Origin of the sequence: Egbenema bharatensis FJBBOT/2019, assembly GCF_048077055.1 — a bacterium.
GTDB classification, from domain to species: Bacteria; Cyanobacteriota; Cyanobacteriia; order Elainellales; family Elainellaceae; genus Egbenema; species Egbenema bharatensis.
This window is the reverse complement of sequence record NZ_CP182236.1, coordinates 4,836,389-4,852,825: the sequence shown is the minus strand read 5'-3', so window position 1 is coordinate 4,852,825 and position 16,437 is coordinate 4,836,389. Positions and strand designations below refer to the sequence as shown.

General features: G+C 50.2%; 12 protein-coding genes and 1 pseudogene. 9 read left to right on the top strand and 4 right to left on the bottom strand.

What is annotated here, in order from left to right; all coding sequences use genetic code 11:
* Positions 1 to 34 precede the first annotated feature (34 nt).
* The 3 genes from ACM1PF_RS22380 (at position 35) to ACM1PF_RS22370 (ending at position 2,493) form a co-directional block, all read left to right on the top strand.
* Entirely contained in the window at positions 35 to 775 is a 741-nt protein-coding gene (locus ACM1PF_RS22380) for a histidine kinase (RefSeq protein ID WP_416667071.1), read from the top strand.
* Between the two features lie 505 nt (positions 776 to 1,280).
* A complete protein-coding gene (locus ACM1PF_RS22375) occupies positions 1,281 to 1,736 on the top strand; it encodes a VOC family protein (protein ID WP_416667069.1) in 456 nt (151 codons plus the stop codon).
* A gap of 565 nt (positions 1,737 to 2,301) precedes the next feature.
* On the top strand, positions 2,302 to 2,493 hold the full coding sequence (locus ACM1PF_RS22370) for a hypothetical protein (protein WP_416667068.1): 192 nt from the start codon (positions 2,302 to 2,304) through the stop codon (positions 2,491 to 2,493).
* Positions 2,494 to 2,709: 216 nt separating this feature from the next.
* On the opposite strand, the gene ACM1PF_RS22365 is transcribed toward ACM1PF_RS22370, so the two are convergent.
* The 4 genes from ACM1PF_RS22365 to dxr form a co-directional block, all read right to left on the bottom strand.
* Positions 2,710 to 3,141 carry a response regulator gene (locus ACM1PF_RS22365; protein WP_416667066.1) on the bottom strand — a complete coding sequence of 144 codons (432 nt, stop codon included), beginning with the start codon at positions 3,139 to 3,141 and terminating at the stop codon, positions 2,710 to 2,712.
* Between the two features lie 699 nt (positions 3,142 to 3,840).
* On the bottom strand, positions 3,841 to 4,530 hold the full coding sequence (locus ACM1PF_RS22360; protein ID WP_416667064.1) for a rhomboid family intramembrane serine protease: 690 nt from the start codon (positions 4,528 to 4,530) through the stop codon (positions 3,841 to 3,843).
* Between the two features lie 32 nt (positions 4,531 to 4,562).
* Positions 4,563 to 6,653, bottom strand: a complete 2,091-nt coding sequence (locus ACM1PF_RS22355) for a protein kinase domain-containing protein (RefSeq protein WP_416667062.1) — start codon at positions 6,651 to 6,653, stop codon at positions 4,563 to 4,565.
* 611 nt (positions 6,654 to 7,264) lie between these two features.
* Complete coding sequence (gene dxr, locus ACM1PF_RS22350; protein ID WP_416667061.1) at positions 7,265 to 8,479, bottom strand: 1-deoxy-D-xylulose-5-phosphate reductoisomerase; 1,215 nt, start codon at positions 8,477 to 8,479, stop codon at positions 7,265 to 7,267.
* A 276-nt stretch (positions 8,480 to 8,755) separates the two neighbouring features.
* Here dxr and corA point away from each other — a divergent pair, with 276 nt between their 5' ends.
* From corA to tkt, 6 genes and pseudogenes are all read left to right on the top strand, one after another.
* Positions 8,756 to 9,946, top strand: a complete 1,191-nt coding sequence (gene corA, locus ACM1PF_RS22345; protein ID WP_416667059.1) for a magnesium/cobalt transporter CorA — start codon at positions 8,756 to 8,758, stop codon at positions 9,944 to 9,946.
* Positions 9,947 to 10,173: 227 nt separating this feature from the next.
* Positions 10,174 to 10,689 carry an adenine phosphoribosyltransferase gene (locus ACM1PF_RS22340; protein ID WP_416667057.1) on the top strand — a complete coding sequence of 172 codons (516 nt, stop codon included), beginning with the start codon at positions 10,174 to 10,176 and terminating at the stop codon, positions 10,687 to 10,689.
* Positions 10,690 to 10,781: 92 nt separating this feature from the next.
* The gene (locus ACM1PF_RS22335) at positions 10,782 to 11,843 is read left to right on the top strand and encodes an ABC transporter permease (protein ID WP_416667055.1); all 1,062 of its coding nucleotides are present in this window, start codon (positions 10,782 to 10,784) and stop codon (positions 11,841 to 11,843) included.
* A 201-nt stretch (positions 11,844 to 12,044) separates the two neighbouring features.
* Complete coding sequence (acpP, locus tag ACM1PF_RS22330; protein WP_416667052.1) at positions 12,045 to 12,290, top strand: acyl carrier protein; 246 nt, start codon at positions 12,045 to 12,047, stop codon at positions 12,288 to 12,290.
* A 317-nt stretch (positions 12,291 to 12,607) separates the two neighbouring features.
* Positions 12,608 to 13,866, top strand: a pseudogene (fabF, locus tag ACM1PF_RS22325) (beta-ketoacyl-ACP synthase II).
* Positions 13,867 to 14,303: 437 nt separating this feature from the next.
* The gene (gene tkt, locus ACM1PF_RS22320; protein ID WP_416667050.1) at positions 14,304 to 16,316 is read left to right on the top strand and encodes a transketolase; all 2,013 of its coding nucleotides are present in this window, start codon (positions 14,304 to 14,306) and stop codon (positions 16,314 to 16,316) included.
* Positions 16,317 to 16,437 lie beyond the last annotated feature (121 nt).

Here is a 16,437-nt window from a genome sequence, read left to right as displayed (position 1 = left end):
GTTTTGAACCGTTGAACTGCCTTAGAGGAAACCTATGATTAACGAGAAACAAACTCAGAGAAGTACCCAAAGTACTCAGGTGCGTGGACAATACAAGCGCGCAGTCGGTGTATTTGAGCGGCGTGAAGATTTGGAAGCTGTAATTCGTGCCCTGAAAGATGCCAACGTTGATATGAACCGAGTCTCCTTAATTGCTCGGCACGTTGACAACGTGGAAGGCGCAGATGAAATTACCGATCGCGGCGACAATGAGGCTCAAGAAGGGGCTGGAATCGGTGCATCGACAGGAACCGTCCTGGGTGGTGTTGGCGGACTTCTAGTAGGATTGGGTGTACTTGCCATTCCTGGTGTTGGCCCAATTTTAGCCGCAGGAGCCGAAATTAATGCGCTCGCTTCTACCTTAGCAGGTGCCGGGATTGGTGCTGCAACGGGTGGTATTGTTGGAGCTTTGGTGGGATTGGGTATCCCTGAAGAGCATGCCAATATGTACAATGATCGTGTCAAAGCAGGTCAGTACCTACTTTTGGTCAGTGGAACAGAAGCTGATGTGAACCGCGTAGAATCTATTATGCGCGATCGGAACGTAGCTGACTTCAATATTTACGATGCCCCCGATTTGGCGAACGGTTCTTCGACGCTGGATGCTGAACAAGCCGCTGCTCGCAAGGGAAGTGCTACTACCACAACAGGTGTCCGTAGTACTGACGTTCGTGATACTAGTACCGCGACTGATCCAGATGTAGTTGTGGTTGACAAGCGCAACCGGGGTCGATAAATCAGGCTTTTACGGTTTTGTTAAAGTTCAGTTGAGTAGATGAGTAATAGAGCGGGATGGGTTGATACTCATCCTGCTTTTCTTTGTTTTTGGGTCGAACTTTACTGGAGTCAGGTTTTCTTTGATAGCCTTGATTTCTTTTTGAGGGGCATCGCCTACCCGTCCTGACTTCACGCCGCTCATCTATAGTTCTACATATTTTCCTAGACAAATATCTATGGTACAAGGGTTCTAATCTGAGCTGACCTATGGTAGTCTAATGGTGCGGATGTACTAAGGCGTACTTCCTCAAGCTCCTACATGGGGTATCACAACTGGGTTTACTCTGAGGCGTGAGTTTCACGCCTCTTCACCAAGCTTTTACAACTCAACGGGTCATGTACAGCCTAAGTGGTTTGTACATACAACTATTTTGTGCAATAGCCCACATCATAGCCTGCGTTATAGCCTGCGTTTACGAGCCGCAAATTCCATTCATCAACCTGATTTTTAAGGAGATGGTACTATGGCTGATGCAATTGCCTCTAGAAAGGAATACCACACCGTTATTCCTCACCTGACTGTTCGAGGTGCGGAGCAAGCGATCGATTTTTACAAAACTGCGTTCGGAGCCGAAGAGTTGTATCGGATGCCTGCTCCCAATGGTGAGGGTTTGTGGCATGCTGAGATTAAGATTGGTGATTCCTATATTTTCCTGAATGATGAATACCCAGATATGGGCAGTATGTCCCCCAATACCTTAGGTGGCTCTTCTGTTACGCTGCATTTAGAGGTAGAGGATGTAGATGCCTGGTTTGAACGAGCTATCCGGGCTGGAGCAACCGTCACCATGCCTCTGGAAAATATGTTTTGGGGCGATCGCTACGGCAAGCTTGTTGATCCATTTGGGCATCACTGGTTCATGTCCATGCCGATTGCTAAACCAGAATCCCAAGACGCAGGAGAAGTCACTTACGCTTAAGTTCAGATTGGGAGATTAACTCCCTATATAGCTATATCACCGTGTAGCTATATCCAGTGTATCTACATTACAAGTATCAATGATAGGGATCAGTACCCGTACCTGCTCTCGATCTGCCAATCCCTATCCCCAAATGCCATCACTCAGACATCTTACCTGCAACCTGGCAGGACAAGGAGCCTGAGTTTTTTCATTTTCGTTCGGGCGGCTTCCAACAATCAAAAATAACTTACTATTTACGTAAAATTACTTAGGTAAGCACATATCAACTAACGCATTTATACATGAGCTGTGCTACAGTAGATCTAGTTCAATTGAAGAACCAATTGAACTACCCTGTCGATGATTCAGTTAAAACTTCCACAGGTTGGCATTCCCATAGATTGGATTGCCAAAGTTGCTGGTTGAATCAGAAAATCAGTGCATCCTTCTCTAAAACAGCCCATTTCAGCTTAATTTAGTTTAAAACCCTAATTAACTTATTGTTTAGAGAGCAGGATGCTAATGGAGAGCATCTACACTTGTCGGCGATCTTTATGTTCCCAATCGAACTAATCTACCCTCTATGAACCTGAACGAGTTTGAGTCACAAACACGCTTTACACTTGAGCAAACCTTAAACCAATTACAAACGGCAATGCTCATGGTTGCCCAGTTGGAGGTTCAACTTTCAGAAGCTGGAAGAACTATTCAGACTCTGAGCCAACAAATTGAAGAATTCGTTGCCCAACAAAGACGATCGCCCAATGGCGACTAAGTAGGTGGATGGCAATAAACGATGCTGTGGGGTGCTATTAGGCGAAGTTGTAACATACCATCCCGTGAGACTTTGAACGGGTTACGCTATCGCCAACGCATCCTACAAACAGACAGGGCTTTCTACCGAATTAACGCGCTACAACGTTCGCTCCAAGGCTCCATCCGAAAATCCGTAGGAAAACTGCTGCAAAACCCTCGGTTTTCGAGTAAGTATTTAATAGGGCACCAGACTCAATTCATCCGTGATCGTGCGTCTAAGTTGCAACAAATTCACGGGCTTAACTAGATACCGGCATGCTCCCAAACCCAAAGCCCGTTGTTGATCGGATTGAAAAGCAAAAGCAGAAACAACGATGATCGGAATCAAGCCCCAATCTGGACGCTGTTGAAACTGTTCAAGTAAGGTGAAGCCATCCACATCTGGGAGTTTTAAATCCAGCAAGATGACATGAGGGCGAAAGCAATCTATCGTGGAGTTGGCACAGTTTCCACGCGACAAACTACAAACCTCATAGCCATGATATTCCAGATACTCGCCCATCAATTGACGGCTTGTATCGTTATCTTCAATCAAAAGAATTCGAGTTCGAGAACTCACATCCACCTGTGCAGCTTGCCGAGTTGGTACTGGAACAGTAAATATCATCTGCGTTCTTTCGCCATTGTGCAACTAGTTCGTCCCGTTAGCAAATTGGGACTTCAAAATCATGAATAGGGAACGAAATGAAGATGTAACTAAAACTGAATTGAGGCAAGACAGAATATGATGCTCGAAATCCCGCAAGTTGAAACGCCGCTCGACCTTGCTCGTCGATCCTTGCTTAGAGAACTTAGAGAACCCCGTGGGCAACTCAATTGATCATGACAACTCAGAGAAATATATATAGATATACCTAAAAACGCACAGCTTCAAAGCCGATGGCTCAAAGCCACTGTTTAAGAACTAAGAATCCTGTCTGCAAACATGCAACCTTGGAACGATCACCTTCAGCGACAGGCAAATTGAGACTTTGCCATACATCTAAGAATCAGCAAGATCTAAAATGCCTGCGATAAACTCCCCTTTTATGCCTATGAATACTCTAGCGTATAGAATATATCAATAAAAAATAACGTTTTTTGTCACAATTGACATCCGCATCAGGCGAATTTTTCAGATCTTTTCAAACTTCTCAGATTTAGGCGGGATTCAGGATGATTTTCAGGCTGAGTTTACGTTTCATCAAATTTCATTGCCCAGATCTTATACCGATTCAAATCGTTTGCACGGCAGATAGATTGCCAGTACGGGCGCACAGCAGTTCACCCGTACCAGGATGTGCAATTTCTGCCAATCAAATTGGTATTAAAATGTAGCTCTTAAAGCCGGTAACAGCAGGATTGCCAAAATTCCGCCAAAGAAGCCAAACATATGCCCTTCCAGCGACACATCTGGACGGTTAACGAATAGTCGTCGCAGCATGGCGCGATCGAGCATGAACACCACGATCGCCAGCAACAGGGAAATCACATCTCGATCGAAAAAACTGCTGAACAGCAAGAAACTGAAATAGCCATAAACAATGCCGCTGGCTCCAAAATTGGGACTGGGTTCGGCAAATAACCAGGTTCCCAGACTGTCTACCAGGGCAATGACGATCGTCACAATTAAAAAATCAGGAATGCCGCGCAGCGAAACCAGCCAACCAAAGACAAAAAAGTAAAGGGAATTGCCCAGCAAGTGATCTGGATCACCATGAACCAGGGGCGTAATCGGGACAGCAATTAAGCCGATCGTCCGTCGAGGAATGCACAAATGTCTTAATGCCCCCCCCAGCAGGAGCCAGTTCACCAGGTTCAAGCCCCACACCACCAGCAATATATCCCGCAGTAGCATGAAGCGCGGTCGCCAATCGGTAATGACTTCCCTGGAATAGCGGGTGACTGCCAGCAGGTGATTTGGGAGGAGGGAAGGTTCCAGCCCATGACCGGAGCCGGTCAGCCAACTTAGACTTGTCCCTGCCTCATAAAGCGTTTGACCCAGCCCTACCGCCATACCAGCTTCCATATGCCTGATGCCCTCAAGGATTAGCGTCTCACTCGACCGATCGCCTCTTCGCGCAGAGCGATCGTTTCTGGGCTATCCGGCTCCAGTTGCAAAGCTTTGTCTAATGCGACAATGGCTTCCTCATAGCGTTGCAGGTTCAGTAAGGCGGCTCCTTTAGTTTGCCAGGCTTCAGCGGAATCTCGATTCAGCATAATACCCTGATCTAAGGCTTGAAGGGCTTCGGCGGAACGCCCTAACTCCTGAAGGGCCACCCCTCTTTTGATCCAGCCCGGTGCAAAATCCCCCTGCAAGAAAGTAACATCTTCGTAGGTGCGAAGGGCTTCATAGGTGCGATTTTGTAACATCAGGGCGTTCCCTCTACTCCAAAGGGCAACCGTCAAATTTGGATCGTAGGCTAGGGCATCGTTGCAGGCCACCATAGCGGATTCTGGGCGTTGGAGTTGATTCAACGCTTCACACCGTCCTGCATAGGCGACCGCAGAATCAGATTGGAGCGTAATCGCCCGGTTGTAGTACTGCAATGCGGTTTCATACTGCTTTTTGCCCATCGCCTGATGCGCATAGTCCAGTATTTCAGTGAAATTAGTAGAGTCCAGGGAGGGAGGAACCCCCTCGTCAGGTGGGGATGGACGGGTGATACTGCCATTGCCTGAATCAGATTGATTCCCACCAAGGGGCATCACCGTCTGGACTGCCAGAGAGGCTGCCACAGCGGTTGTGATGATTCCTAAAGCCGAGAAAAACTTGAGGAGAAACTGTACCCGCTTACGCCGAGGGGAGGGAGATTTCAGCAACGGCGATCGGGGTTCTTGATCAGGACGATGGCCGCCTACTGCACGAGTGAGTCCTGTTCGGACGACATCCTGCAAGGGCCTCTGACCAAACTCTGAAGGTTCCCCGGGCTTGTCTCGATCGGCAGTCTGGTCAGATCTATCAACCGAATGGCCCCAAGGAGCGGGGGAAGAATGATGCGGCGAGAGATCGCTGCTGGTGCTTCCAGCCGTATCACTGATGAGCTTACCGGCAGAATTTTGTAGCATCAACGTCGATCGCTGGGAATCCGCCTGATCCCAAATTGCCGTTGCTCCTCCTTCATCACTCGAAAGCGTCAGATCGACTCCACTAAACTCATCTTCAGGAACCAGATGAGGAGCCGTGATGTCAGGATCGCGGGGATCAAGGTTGTTCAGTCGGTGGGATTCTGGGTTCGCATCCTCGATCGCTTTGGGCAACACCTGAAAAGCGGGTGGAATTTCCTCAGACACCGTTACCAGACTATTCAAAGCCTCCAGGGCTTCCATTGCCGAGGGATATCGATCGCGGAAATCGTAGCGCACCATGCGATCGAGCATTTCCCGTAGCGCATCGCTGATATGAACTGCCCGATGATGCCAGGACAGTTCCCCCTTCTCATCATCGTCTAGATGTTTGGGGTGAATTCCTGTTAAACACTGAATCCCCAGGACACCCACTGCATAAATATCACTGCTAAAGCGGGGTTTTCCAGCTAGCTGCTCGTTGGGCATATACCCTTGGGTGCCGATTGAAATGGTCAGGTTCGTCAGACCTGAATCCGTCTGGGGTTGAGAACTGACCTGCTTCACTGCCCCGAAGTCGATCAGGACAATCTTGCCATCTGACTGCCGCCGAATCAGATTGGATGGCTTCAAATCTCGATGAATCACCTGCTTTTCGTGGACAAAGGTAAGGACTTGCAGCACATCCTTCAGCAGTGCGACCACCTGAGATTCTGACCAGGGCTGCCCCTCTACTAATTCTTTAGTTAAAGAAATACCTTCAACAAACTCCTGCGCCAGGTAAAACTCTTGATTGTCCTCAAAGTGCGCCAGTAACCGAGGAATTTGACTATGGCTTCCCAGTTGATACAGAACCTGAGCTTCCGTATTAAAACAACGCCTTGCCATTTGCAGGGTATCATCACTACGAAACTGCGGTTTTAGCTGTTTTACTACGCATTGAGGATGCCCAGGCAAGTGCAAATCTTCGGCCAGATACGTCCGACCGAACCCGCCTACTCCTAGCTGCCGAATGACTTTGTAGCGTCCGCCCAGAGGTCTATTTGAGTTGATCTGGGGAATAGAACGACTCATAGTTGATGGGGTAATACCATAGCTCAGTTATGATTCAACCAAAGAAAACCAGTCACAAGCGTTGCCGCCAGCCTTCACTGACAGACATTCTCCAGAATATGTTGCCCTATTCCAGACATTCTCTGTGCAGTTGCAGGTTTGTGCGGTTTTGGCCGTTGCAGCCATTCACCTGTGCCCGTCACTGAGTAGATGCGAGGTCATGTACAACCCTCCTGGAAGGAAGATTGCTTTCCGTTCACTCTCCCTGAAGCTGCGTGTTCAGTCACCCTGAAAGATGTTTCGCGTTTAGCTCAACCTGATTCTAATCTTAATACTCACTCACCCAAACTCCCCTACCCACTGTGTCCCTGATGCCTATCGTGTTCATAGGGTTGACCCGAAATTCAGTGGACATCCCAACAATTGGGCAGTGAGTGGCTGATAGGGAAAGGGTTTTAGCAATTGCAGAATAAGATGAGCCTGAATGAGTCGAACGACAATAATCTGGAACAACACAATAAACACAAGGCGAAACAACCGGGCAAATCAGACAGGACATTGTTGTCCAGAATAACTGCCTGCCCTTTATATATTGCCTCTATTATTATCTATTCTGAAAAGATTGCCCCCCATCAGGCAACAGAAGCCGGAGAAACCGTATCACTGGCGACATTTTTCCCGATTAATTGACTGGCAACCCTGAGAATTTCCTGTCGGGCCCAGCGATCGGCTTCCAGAATGTCTGCCAGAGTTGGCTCTGAGCGATTGTGAGCATGATGGCGATCGCAAGCTGTTTCAATACAGCGAGGAATATCGAGGAAACTGATTTTTTCCTCCAGAAAGAGGGCAACTGCCTGTTCGTTGGCCGCATTGAGCACCGCAGGCATGGTTCCCCCAGCCCGGCCAGCGGCGTAGGCTAACTGCATACAGGGATACTTCTGGTGATCCGGTTCCCGGAAGGTGAGGCTTCCAGCTTTCACGAGGTCAAGCGGTTCCCAATTGGTAGAGATGCGTTCTGGGTAGGACAGGGCATAGAGCAGGGGTAATCGCATATCTGCCCAGCCTAATTGGGCCAGCACAGAGGTGTCCTGAAGTTCAATCAGGGAATGAATGATGCTCTGCGGGTGGATCACGATGTCGATGTGGTCATAATCCAACCCAAACAAAAAGTGGGCTTCGATCACCTCCAGCCCTTTGTTCATCAGCGTGGCAGAGTCGATCGTAATTTTGCGCCCCATGGACCAGTTGGGATGCTTGAGCGCGTCTGCCACTGTTACGTTTGCCAATTGTTCTACAGGCAAATCCCGAAAGGCTCCCCCGGAGGCCGTCAGCAGGATCCGCCGCAGTCCCCCCTCTGGAACCCCCTGCAAGCATTGAAAAATCGCTGAATGCTCTGAATCAGCGGGGAGGAGCTTCACGCCATGCCGTTGCACCAACGGTAAGACCACCGGGCCACCCGCAATCAGGGTTTCTTTATTGGCCAGCGCAATGTCCTTACCCGCTTCGATCGCTGCGATCGTCGGGAGCAGCCCTGCACAGCCCACAATCCCAGTTACAACGGCTTCTGCGTTGCCATAACGCGCCACCTCGACGACCCCTTCCTCTCCCGCTAACAGGATGGGCTGAGGGGTGAGATCCACCAGAGCTTCCTGGAGCCGAGGCAGTTGAGTTGCGTCACAAATGGCCGCAATTTGAGGGCGGAATTGCCGGATTTGCTGGGCTAACAACTCAACATTACTCCGCGCCGCCAAACCCACGATCTGAAATTGGTCAGGGTACTGCTCCACAATATCGAGGGTTTGCGTGCCGATAGAACCTGTAGAGCCGAGCAGGGTGATCGCTTTCACAATGATTTAAGAACTCGCAGCAATTCCACTATAAGATGCTGGGGGATCAAAAAGCATGAAGTGAAGCAGGGTGGGCGGAATGGCAATAATGGAACCAATAATGGAAACAGTAATAGAAGCCGCATAGCAGTACGAAGCTCCCTTAGGATCGTGGATTCAATAACCTGTTCACCGTTCTGCTTCTTTGACTGTGGATTGCAGGTATCTGGATTGTTCTCACTTTTCGAGATACCAGATAATCGTTCTTCCCTTGTTACCCCTCTTCCCCTTTCACCGATGACTAAACGTTCTCCCAGCAAAGCCGATCGCCTGGAATGGTTCTCCTCTGAACAGCATTCGTATCTCAGGGAAGCCCCAGATGAGGATGAGCATAATTACGTAGATTACTTCTTTGATCAGCCGGGTAGCGCGCCAGGAACCCTGACGATCGATGACGATGCGCCGCAGCCGATTATTTTTCTGATTGACTACAACCCAGAGACTGCCAGTCGGATTAAGGTGCAAACCCCGGAGGAATGTATTCCACATCTACATACGCCGTCGGTGTCCTGGGTTGATGTGCAGGGGTTGGGGTCTGAAGATATTCTGCGGCGACTGGGAACGGTGTTTGAACTGCATCCGCTGGTGCTGGAAGATATTGTGAATGTGCCCCAACGCCCCAAGACGGAAGAGTACGATGATCAACTGCTGCTGATTCTGCGGATGGTGACGTTGAGGGAAGATGGCAGAAATTTTTTCAGTGAACAGGTCAGCTTTATTTTGGGCAGCCAGTATTTACTCACGGTGCAGGAAGAACCCCACTATGATTGCTTTGGGCCAGTCCGGGAACGGATTCGGATGAGTAAGGGAAATATCCGCAAGCACGGTACGGATTATCTGCTTTACGCGCTGCTGGATGGGATCATTGATGGATTTTTTCCAGTTTTAGAGAGATATGGCGAAGAACTGGAAGAACTGGAAGATGAAGTGGTGGCTTGTCCGACTCGCCAAACCCTGGAACGGATCCACGAAGTTAAGCGAGAACTCCTTACCCTCCGTCGGGCAGTCTGGCCCCAGCGGGATGCCATTAATTCCCTGATTCGGGATGGGAATGCTCTGATTAGCCCAGAAGTCCGAGTCTATCTGCGGGATTGCTACGACCACATCATCCAAATTCTGGACATTCTGGAAACCTATCGAGAGCTAGCTTCCAGCCTGATGGATGTGTATTTGTCTTCCGTCAGTAACAAAATGAATGAAATCATGAAGGTTCTGACGATTATTTCGACCATTTTTATTCCGTTGACCTTTATTGCGGGGGTCTATGGCATGAATTTTGATCCCCACATTGCTGGCAATATGCCAGAACTGGAGTTTCCCTATGCCTATTGGATTTGTCTGGGAGTGATGCTGACGATCGCCATTTCCTTGGTTCACTACTTCAAACGGCGAGGCTGGTTCGACAATTTCTCCAACACCAGGGACTAGCCCTGGGGGTCCGTTAGGGGCGCAAGCAGTGTGCCCTTACTGGGGGGCGTTAGGGGGCGCACAGCAGTGCGCCCTTACAGTCGATTTTTTCAAAAACTGGCATGCCATTATAATTGCAGAGCCTGAATAGCTTAATTTGCATCCACCTAAAGTCCTCTCAGTCCTGATTGCGCTGGTCTGGTACGATCGCTACGATTACAATTTATGTCAAATAAAATTCCCTAACTATGGATCTAAAGTCGCTGATTCGAGACATTCCTGACTTTCCTAAACCAGGCATTGTATTTCGGGATATTACGACCCTGCTGCGTAATCCAGAGGGACTGCGCTACACGATCGATGCCATGTATGAACAGGTTGCTCCCCTCTCGGTGGATTATGTAGTTGGTATCGAATCACGCGGCTTCATGTTTGGGACTCCTCTGGCATGCAAACTAGATGCTGGATTTGTCCCTGCCCGCAAGCCTGGAAAACTTCCGGCAGCGGTTCATTCCGTTGAGTATCAGTTGGAATATGGCACCGATCGCCTGGAGCTTCACCAGGATGCTTTTCATCCTTCCTGCCGGGTACTGGTGGTCGATGATGTGATTGCGACGGGCGGTACGGCGGCGGCGACTGCTCAACTCGTGGAGCAAACAGGCTGCGATCTGGTGGGGTTTGGGTTTATCATCGAGCTAACTGGACTGGAAGGGCGCAAAAATTTACCAGAGGAAGTTCCCATCGTCAGTCTGATTCAGTATTAGCCTGATTCAGTATCAGGTTCATGTATTAGGCAACTCAACCCAATAGATGGTGGGCAATGCCCACCCTACTCTCTCAGCCCTCTCTCCTCCCCATGACTACTACCAGAGCCACTTCATTTCAACAGCGACTCTACACCATACGCGATCGGTTGACTGGGTTTATCACCAGTGAAATGGTCGTGTATGCATTCAAGCGGCTACTTCAGGCGATCCCCACCCTGCTGCTGGCTTCGCTGATGTGCTTTTTCATTATTCAGCTTGCTCCTGGGGATTACCTTGATACCTACCTGGAAAATCCGCAAATTTCCCAGGAGACGATCGAGCAGTTTCGGCAACAGTTTGGTCTCGATCGCCCCCCTCTGGAGCAGTATCTTCTGTGGATGAGGCGGGTGCTGACGCAGGGAGACTTTGGGGTCAGTTTTGCCTATCAACGTCCAGTTTCATCCTTAATCTGGGAGCGGGCTGGAGCAACGATCCTACTATCGCTCGCCTCTATGATTGTCACCTGGATGATTGCGATCCCACTGGGCGTTATTGGAGCCGTTCATCAAAATAAATTCGCCGATCGAATATTACGATTTGTGAGCTACCTGGGACAGGGCTTTCCGACCCTGATCACGGGTTTGCTGCTGCTGTTCTTTGCCCAATTGACTTCGCCGCTGTTTCCCGTGGGTGGAATGACCAGCATTAATCATGCCGACCTGACTCCGATCGGCAAAATTCTGGACATTGGCTGGCACATGATTCTACCGACCCTGGCCCTCAGCATCACCAGCTTTGCCGGACTGCAACGCCTGATGCGGGGAGAACTGCTGGATGTCCTGCGGCAGGACTATATCCAAACGGCTCGCGCTAAGGGTTTGCCAGAAAATCGCGTGATTTACGTCCATGCCCTCCGCAATGCCGTAAATCCCCTGATTACCCTGCTGGGCTTTGAGTTTGCCAGTCTGCTCGGTGGAGCCTTCATCACGGAAACCTACTTCAACTGGCCGGGATTGGGACGGTTGATTCTCCAGGCCTTCCAGGCGCAGGATCTTTATGTGGTCATGGCGAGCTTGATGATTGGGGCGGTGATGCTGATTGTCGGTAATCTTCTAGCGGATTTGGCTTTGAAAGCGGTTGATCCTCGCATTAAGTTAGCAGAGATGGATTAACCGTAGAGCGAGGCATCTAAAAAATGTGTAACTATTTACGATTTTGAGAAGGATTCCCTATAGCGTAAGATGAAGAAATGCTCGATCGCAATCGCTCAAATTTTGGCTAAATGGTTTGTCACCTTAGCCTAAAGTTCTGGAGAAACGATTGAGTTAACTATTCGTTCAGATCGCTATTTGCAGCTAGGCAAGAAGAGTCATATGGGCAAGGAAGAGATTTTTGAGAAAGTTAAGAAAATTGTGGCAGATCAACTTAGTGTTGATCCGGCAGAAGTTACACCTGAAGCCAGCTTTGCAAACGATTTAGGGGCTGACTCCCTGGATACAGTTGAGCTTGTTATGGCTTTGGAAGAAGAATTCGACATCGAAATTCCCGATGAAGCTGCCGAAGGCATTGCAACGGTTCAAGCGGCTGTCGATTACATTCAAGACAAAGCGGCTGCCTAGATGCCAGAAGCTAGGAGCTGAGGCAAGGGGCTGGGTGATGAGGTGAGAGCAGTTTGAAGGGCGTGAAGGCGGAAGAAGTCAATTCGATGCCAAGTTCGATCGTCAATCTAACTGTTTTGCAGCCTGCATTATCCGTCTCTTGCCCCTTTTCAAGCTCAACTGATTAACAAGTGCGATCGGTTTGACCCGTTTGATGGGTGAACAGGTTTAGCTCACATTTGGCTCGGTTAACAGGTTTAATTTGGCTCACAAGAATTAAACCATTTCAGGATTATTCTAAGCTGTTGTACTGGGTGGTTAACCCCTAAACTGCTGTCATGACAAGTGTTGGTTCTCAATTGAAGCGGGTTGTAGTCACAGGATTAGGTGCAATTACGCCCATTGGGAATACCCTGGCTGAATACTGGCAAGGGTTATTAAGTGGTCGCAATGGTATTGGTGCAATTACCCTGTTTGATGCATCTCGCCACGACTGTCGGATTGCTGGCGAAGTCAAAGGCTTTGATCCGCAGGCATATATGGATCGGAAAGAGGCAAAGCGGATGGATCGGTTTGCCCAGTTTGCGGTGTCTGCCAGTAAGCAGGCATTGGCGGATGCTAATTTCACCATCAACGATCTCAACGCGGAACAGGTCGGAGTGGTGATTGGTACGGGTATCGGTGGGTTGAAGGTCATGGAAGACCAGCAGGAAATCTACCTCACCAAAGGGCCCGATCGCTGTAGCCCGTTCATGGTTCCAATGATGATTGCCAACATGGCGGCTGGGTTAACGGCCATCCATCTGGGGGCAAAGGGCCAAACAACTGCACGGTAACGGCCTGTGCAGCAGGTTCCAATGCGATCGGCGATGCCTTTCGGTTAGTGCAACGGGGCTATGCCCAGGCCATGATTTGTGGTGGGACGGAAGCGGCGGTCACTCCCCTTTCCCTGGCTGGGTTTGCAGCCTGTCGGGCTTTATCGAGCCGAAATGAGGATCCCGCCCACGCCTGTCGGCCGTTTGACCGCGATCGAGATGGCTTTGTGATGGGAGAAGGCTCTGGCATTTTGATTTTGGAAGAATTAGAGCACGCCTTGAGTCGGGGAGCCAAAATTTACGCTGAAGTCGTTGGCTATGGCATGACCTGCGATGCCTATCACATTACCTCTCCCGTTCCAGGCGGCGAGGGGGCATCCAGAGCCATTCAGCTTGCCCTCAAGGATGGCGGATTATCCCCTAATCAGATTAGCTATATCAACGCCCACGGGACGAGTACCCCCGCCAACGATTCCACGGAGACGGCGGCCATTAAAACGGCTTTAGGGGAACAGGCTTACAAAGTGGCGATTAGCTCTACGAAGTCGATGACCGGACATTTGCTAGGGGGTTCCGGCGGAATTGAAGCGGTTGCGACGGTGATGGCGGTTGCTGAGGATCAGGTGCCTCCTACCATTAATCTGGAGAATCCTGATTCAGCCTGCGACTTAGACTATGTGCCCAACCAGAGCCGATCGCAGCCGGTGGAGGTTGCCCTTTCTAACTCGTTTGGCTTTGGAGGGCATAACGTGACGCTGGCCTTCAAAAAGTTCGTTTCGTAGGTTCATCGAACGTTTTCCATGCCCCTTCCATGCCCCAGGTGTATTCACTCAAGCTATTTCTCTCAGAAATGCGAATTTAATAATCTGGAATTCTTGTGGGGTGGGCATCTTGCCCGCCCAGTCAGCGAAGTAAAACGTTGCACAGGTTATTCAATCCATGCTCCTAAGCGTCTACCCACTTGAGTTGTACTCATTGATGAGTAGAAATTTATGAGTAGAAACGCTACCGGGAGATCAATGGCTGAGAATCATGTTGAGGATCATCGAGGATCGATCGCCCCAGGGATAGATCATTGGCAGTTTAAGTTATAAACTGTAAACAATACTCATTAGGTATAGTTACCTACTGTTTTTGGGGTTACATTTTGCGTTTCGTCATTTTCGTTTCTGTCCGAAGTCTATCCAAATGCCAAGCCGTTGTTGAGTAGAGGAAGTTCATGGCTGTTGCAACAACCCGTTCTCTTGAAGAACTCTGTATTAATTCCATTCGTTTTCTGGCAATTGATGCCGTTGAAAAGTCCAAATCAGGTCACCCCGGACTGCCGATGGGGGCTGCGCCGATGGCCTTTGTCCTGTGGGACAAGTTCATGCGGTTTAATCCCAAAAATCCCAAGTGGTTTAACCGCGATCGGTTTGTCCTGTCAGCAGGTCATGGCTGTATGTTGCAGTACGCCCTGATGCACCTGGTGGGCTATGACAGTGTGACGATCGACGACATCAAGCAGTTCCGCCAGTGGGAATCGCGTACGCCCGGACACCCCGAAAACTTTGAAACCGATGGAATTGAAGTGACGACAGGCCCCTTAGGGCAGGGAATTTGTAACGGGGTGGGGCTGGCCATGGCCGAAGCGCATCTGGCTGCCAAGTTTAACAAGCCTGACCTGACCCTGGTGGATCACTACACCTACGTCATCCTGGGCGATGGCTGCAATATGGAGGGGGTTTCCGGCGAAGCTTGCTCCCTGGCAGGACACCTGGGGTTGGGTAAACTGATCGCCCTCTACGACGACAACCATATTTCGATCGATGGGTCTACCGATCTGGCGTTCACCGAAGATGTGGCTAAACGGTTTGAAGCTTACGGCTGGCACGTTCAGCACGTTGAAGAGGGAAATACCGACCTAGAAGGGATTGCTAAGGCGATCGAAGCGGCTAAGGCAGTTACCGACAAGCCTTCCCTGATCAAAGTGACGACGACGATCGGCTATGGTTCACCGAATAAGAACAATACGGCAGGGGTTCACGGTGCGCCATTGGGGTCTGATGAGAACAAGCTAACCCGTGAAAATCTGGGGTGGGAATTCGAGCCATTCGTGGTTCCCGATGATGCTCTGGATCATATGCGGAAAGCTGTGGAACGGGGTGCCAGTCTGGAAGCGGAGTGGAATGAAGCCTGGGCGCAGTACAAGACGAAATATGCGGACGAGGCAGCGGAATTAGAGCGGCTGTGGAGCGGTAAGTTGCCGGACGGTTGGGATAAGGTGCTACCGACCTACACCCCCGAAGACAAAACCCTGGCTTCCCGGAAGCATTCTGAGAATTGCCTGAATGCTCTGGCTCCCGTTCTTCCTGAGTTAATCGGAGGTTCGGCTGACCTGACCCACTCCAACCTGACGGAGCTGAAAGGCTTTGGTGATTTCCAACCAGGGCAGTATCAGAATCGCAACATCCGGTTTGGCGTGCGGGAACACGGCATGGGGGCAATCTGTAACGGGATTGCGCTTCACGGTTCTGGGCTGATTCCCTACGGCGCAACCTTCCTGGTGTTCACGGACTACATGCGGGCTGCGATCCGGCTCTCTGCCCTTTCGCGGGCTGGGGTGATCTGGGTGATGACCCATGATTCGATCGCCCTGGGTGAAGATGGGCCGACGCACCAACCTGTGGAAACGATCGCATCTCTGCGCACCATTCCTAACCTGACGGTGCTGCGTCCAGCGGATGGTACGGAAACCTCTGGAGCCTATAAAGTTGCGATTCAAAACGCCAACCAAAACCGTCCCACCCTGCTGGCCCTTTCCCGTCAGGGTTTACCCAACCTGGCTGGTTCCTCCATTGCAGGAGTCGAGAAGGGAGCCTATGCCGTGGTGGATTGCGACGGCACACCAGACCTGATCCTGATCGGCACGGGGTCTGAGGTAAATCTCTGTGTTCAAGCCGCAGAACAACTGACGGGTGAAGGCAAGAAAGTCCGGGTGGTTTCCATGCCCTCCTGGGAATTGTTTGAAGCTCAGGATGCGGCCTATAAGGAATCCGTGTTGCCCAAGTCCGTCACGAAGCGATTGGTGGTGGAAGCAGGGGTCACCTTCGGCTGGTGCAAGTATGCCGGAGCAGAAGGCGATATTCTGGGAGTCGATCGCTTTGGGGCTTCAGCACCAGGCGGCGTTTGCCTGGAGAAATTTGGCTTCACGGTGGAAAATGTGGTGGCTAAAGCGAAGGCTCTTGGCTAAGGCGACTTGACTTGACTGGGAGCCTCCCACTTTGTAACAGGTAAAGGTTAACCCACCCCTGCCCCTCCCGAGAGGGGATTTTACCCACCCCTGCCCCTCCCAAGAGGGGATTTGATAGACA

Bases quoted from the DNA above. Each gene is read 5' to 3' on its own strand.
- ACM1PF_RS22365 (WP_416667066.1), bottom strand. From the start codon at position 3,141: ATGATATTTACTGTTCCAGTACCAACTCGGCAAGCTGCACAGGTGGAT.
- ACM1PF_RS22355 (WP_416667062.1), bottom strand. From the start codon at position 6,653: ATGAGTCGTTCTATTCCCCAGATCAACTCAAATAGACCTCTGGGCGGA.
- ACM1PF_RS22360 (WP_416667064.1), bottom strand. From the start codon at position 4,530: ATGGCGGTAGGGCTGGGTCAAACGCTTTATGAGGCAGGGACAAGTCTA.
- corA (WP_416667059.1), top strand. From the start codon at position 8,756: ATGACTAAACGTTCTCCCAGCAAAGCCGATCGCCTGGAATGGTTCTCC.
- acpP (WP_416667052.1), top strand. From the start codon at position 12,045: ATGGGCAAGGAAGAGATTTTTGAGAAAGTTAAGAAAATTGTGGCAGAT.
- ACM1PF_RS22375 (WP_416667069.1), top strand. From the start codon at position 1,281: ATGGCTGATGCAATTGCCTCTAGAAAGGAATACCACACCGTTATTCCT.
- tkt (WP_416667050.1), top strand. From the start codon at position 14,304: ATGGCTGTTGCAACAACCCGTTCTCTTGAAGAACTCTGTATTAATTCC.
- ACM1PF_RS22335 (WP_416667055.1), top strand. From the start codon at position 10,782: ATGACTACTACCAGAGCCACTTCATTTCAACAGCGACTCTACACCATA.
- ACM1PF_RS22380 (WP_416667071.1), top strand. From the start codon at position 35: ATGATTAACGAGAAACAAACTCAGAGAAGTACCCAAAGTACTCAGGTG.
- ACM1PF_RS22370 (WP_416667068.1), top strand. From the start codon at position 2,302: ATGAACCTGAACGAGTTTGAGTCACAAACACGCTTTACACTTGAGCAA.
- ACM1PF_RS22340 (WP_416667057.1), top strand. From the start codon at position 10,174: ATGGATCTAAAGTCGCTGATTCGAGACATTCCTGACTTTCCTAAACCA.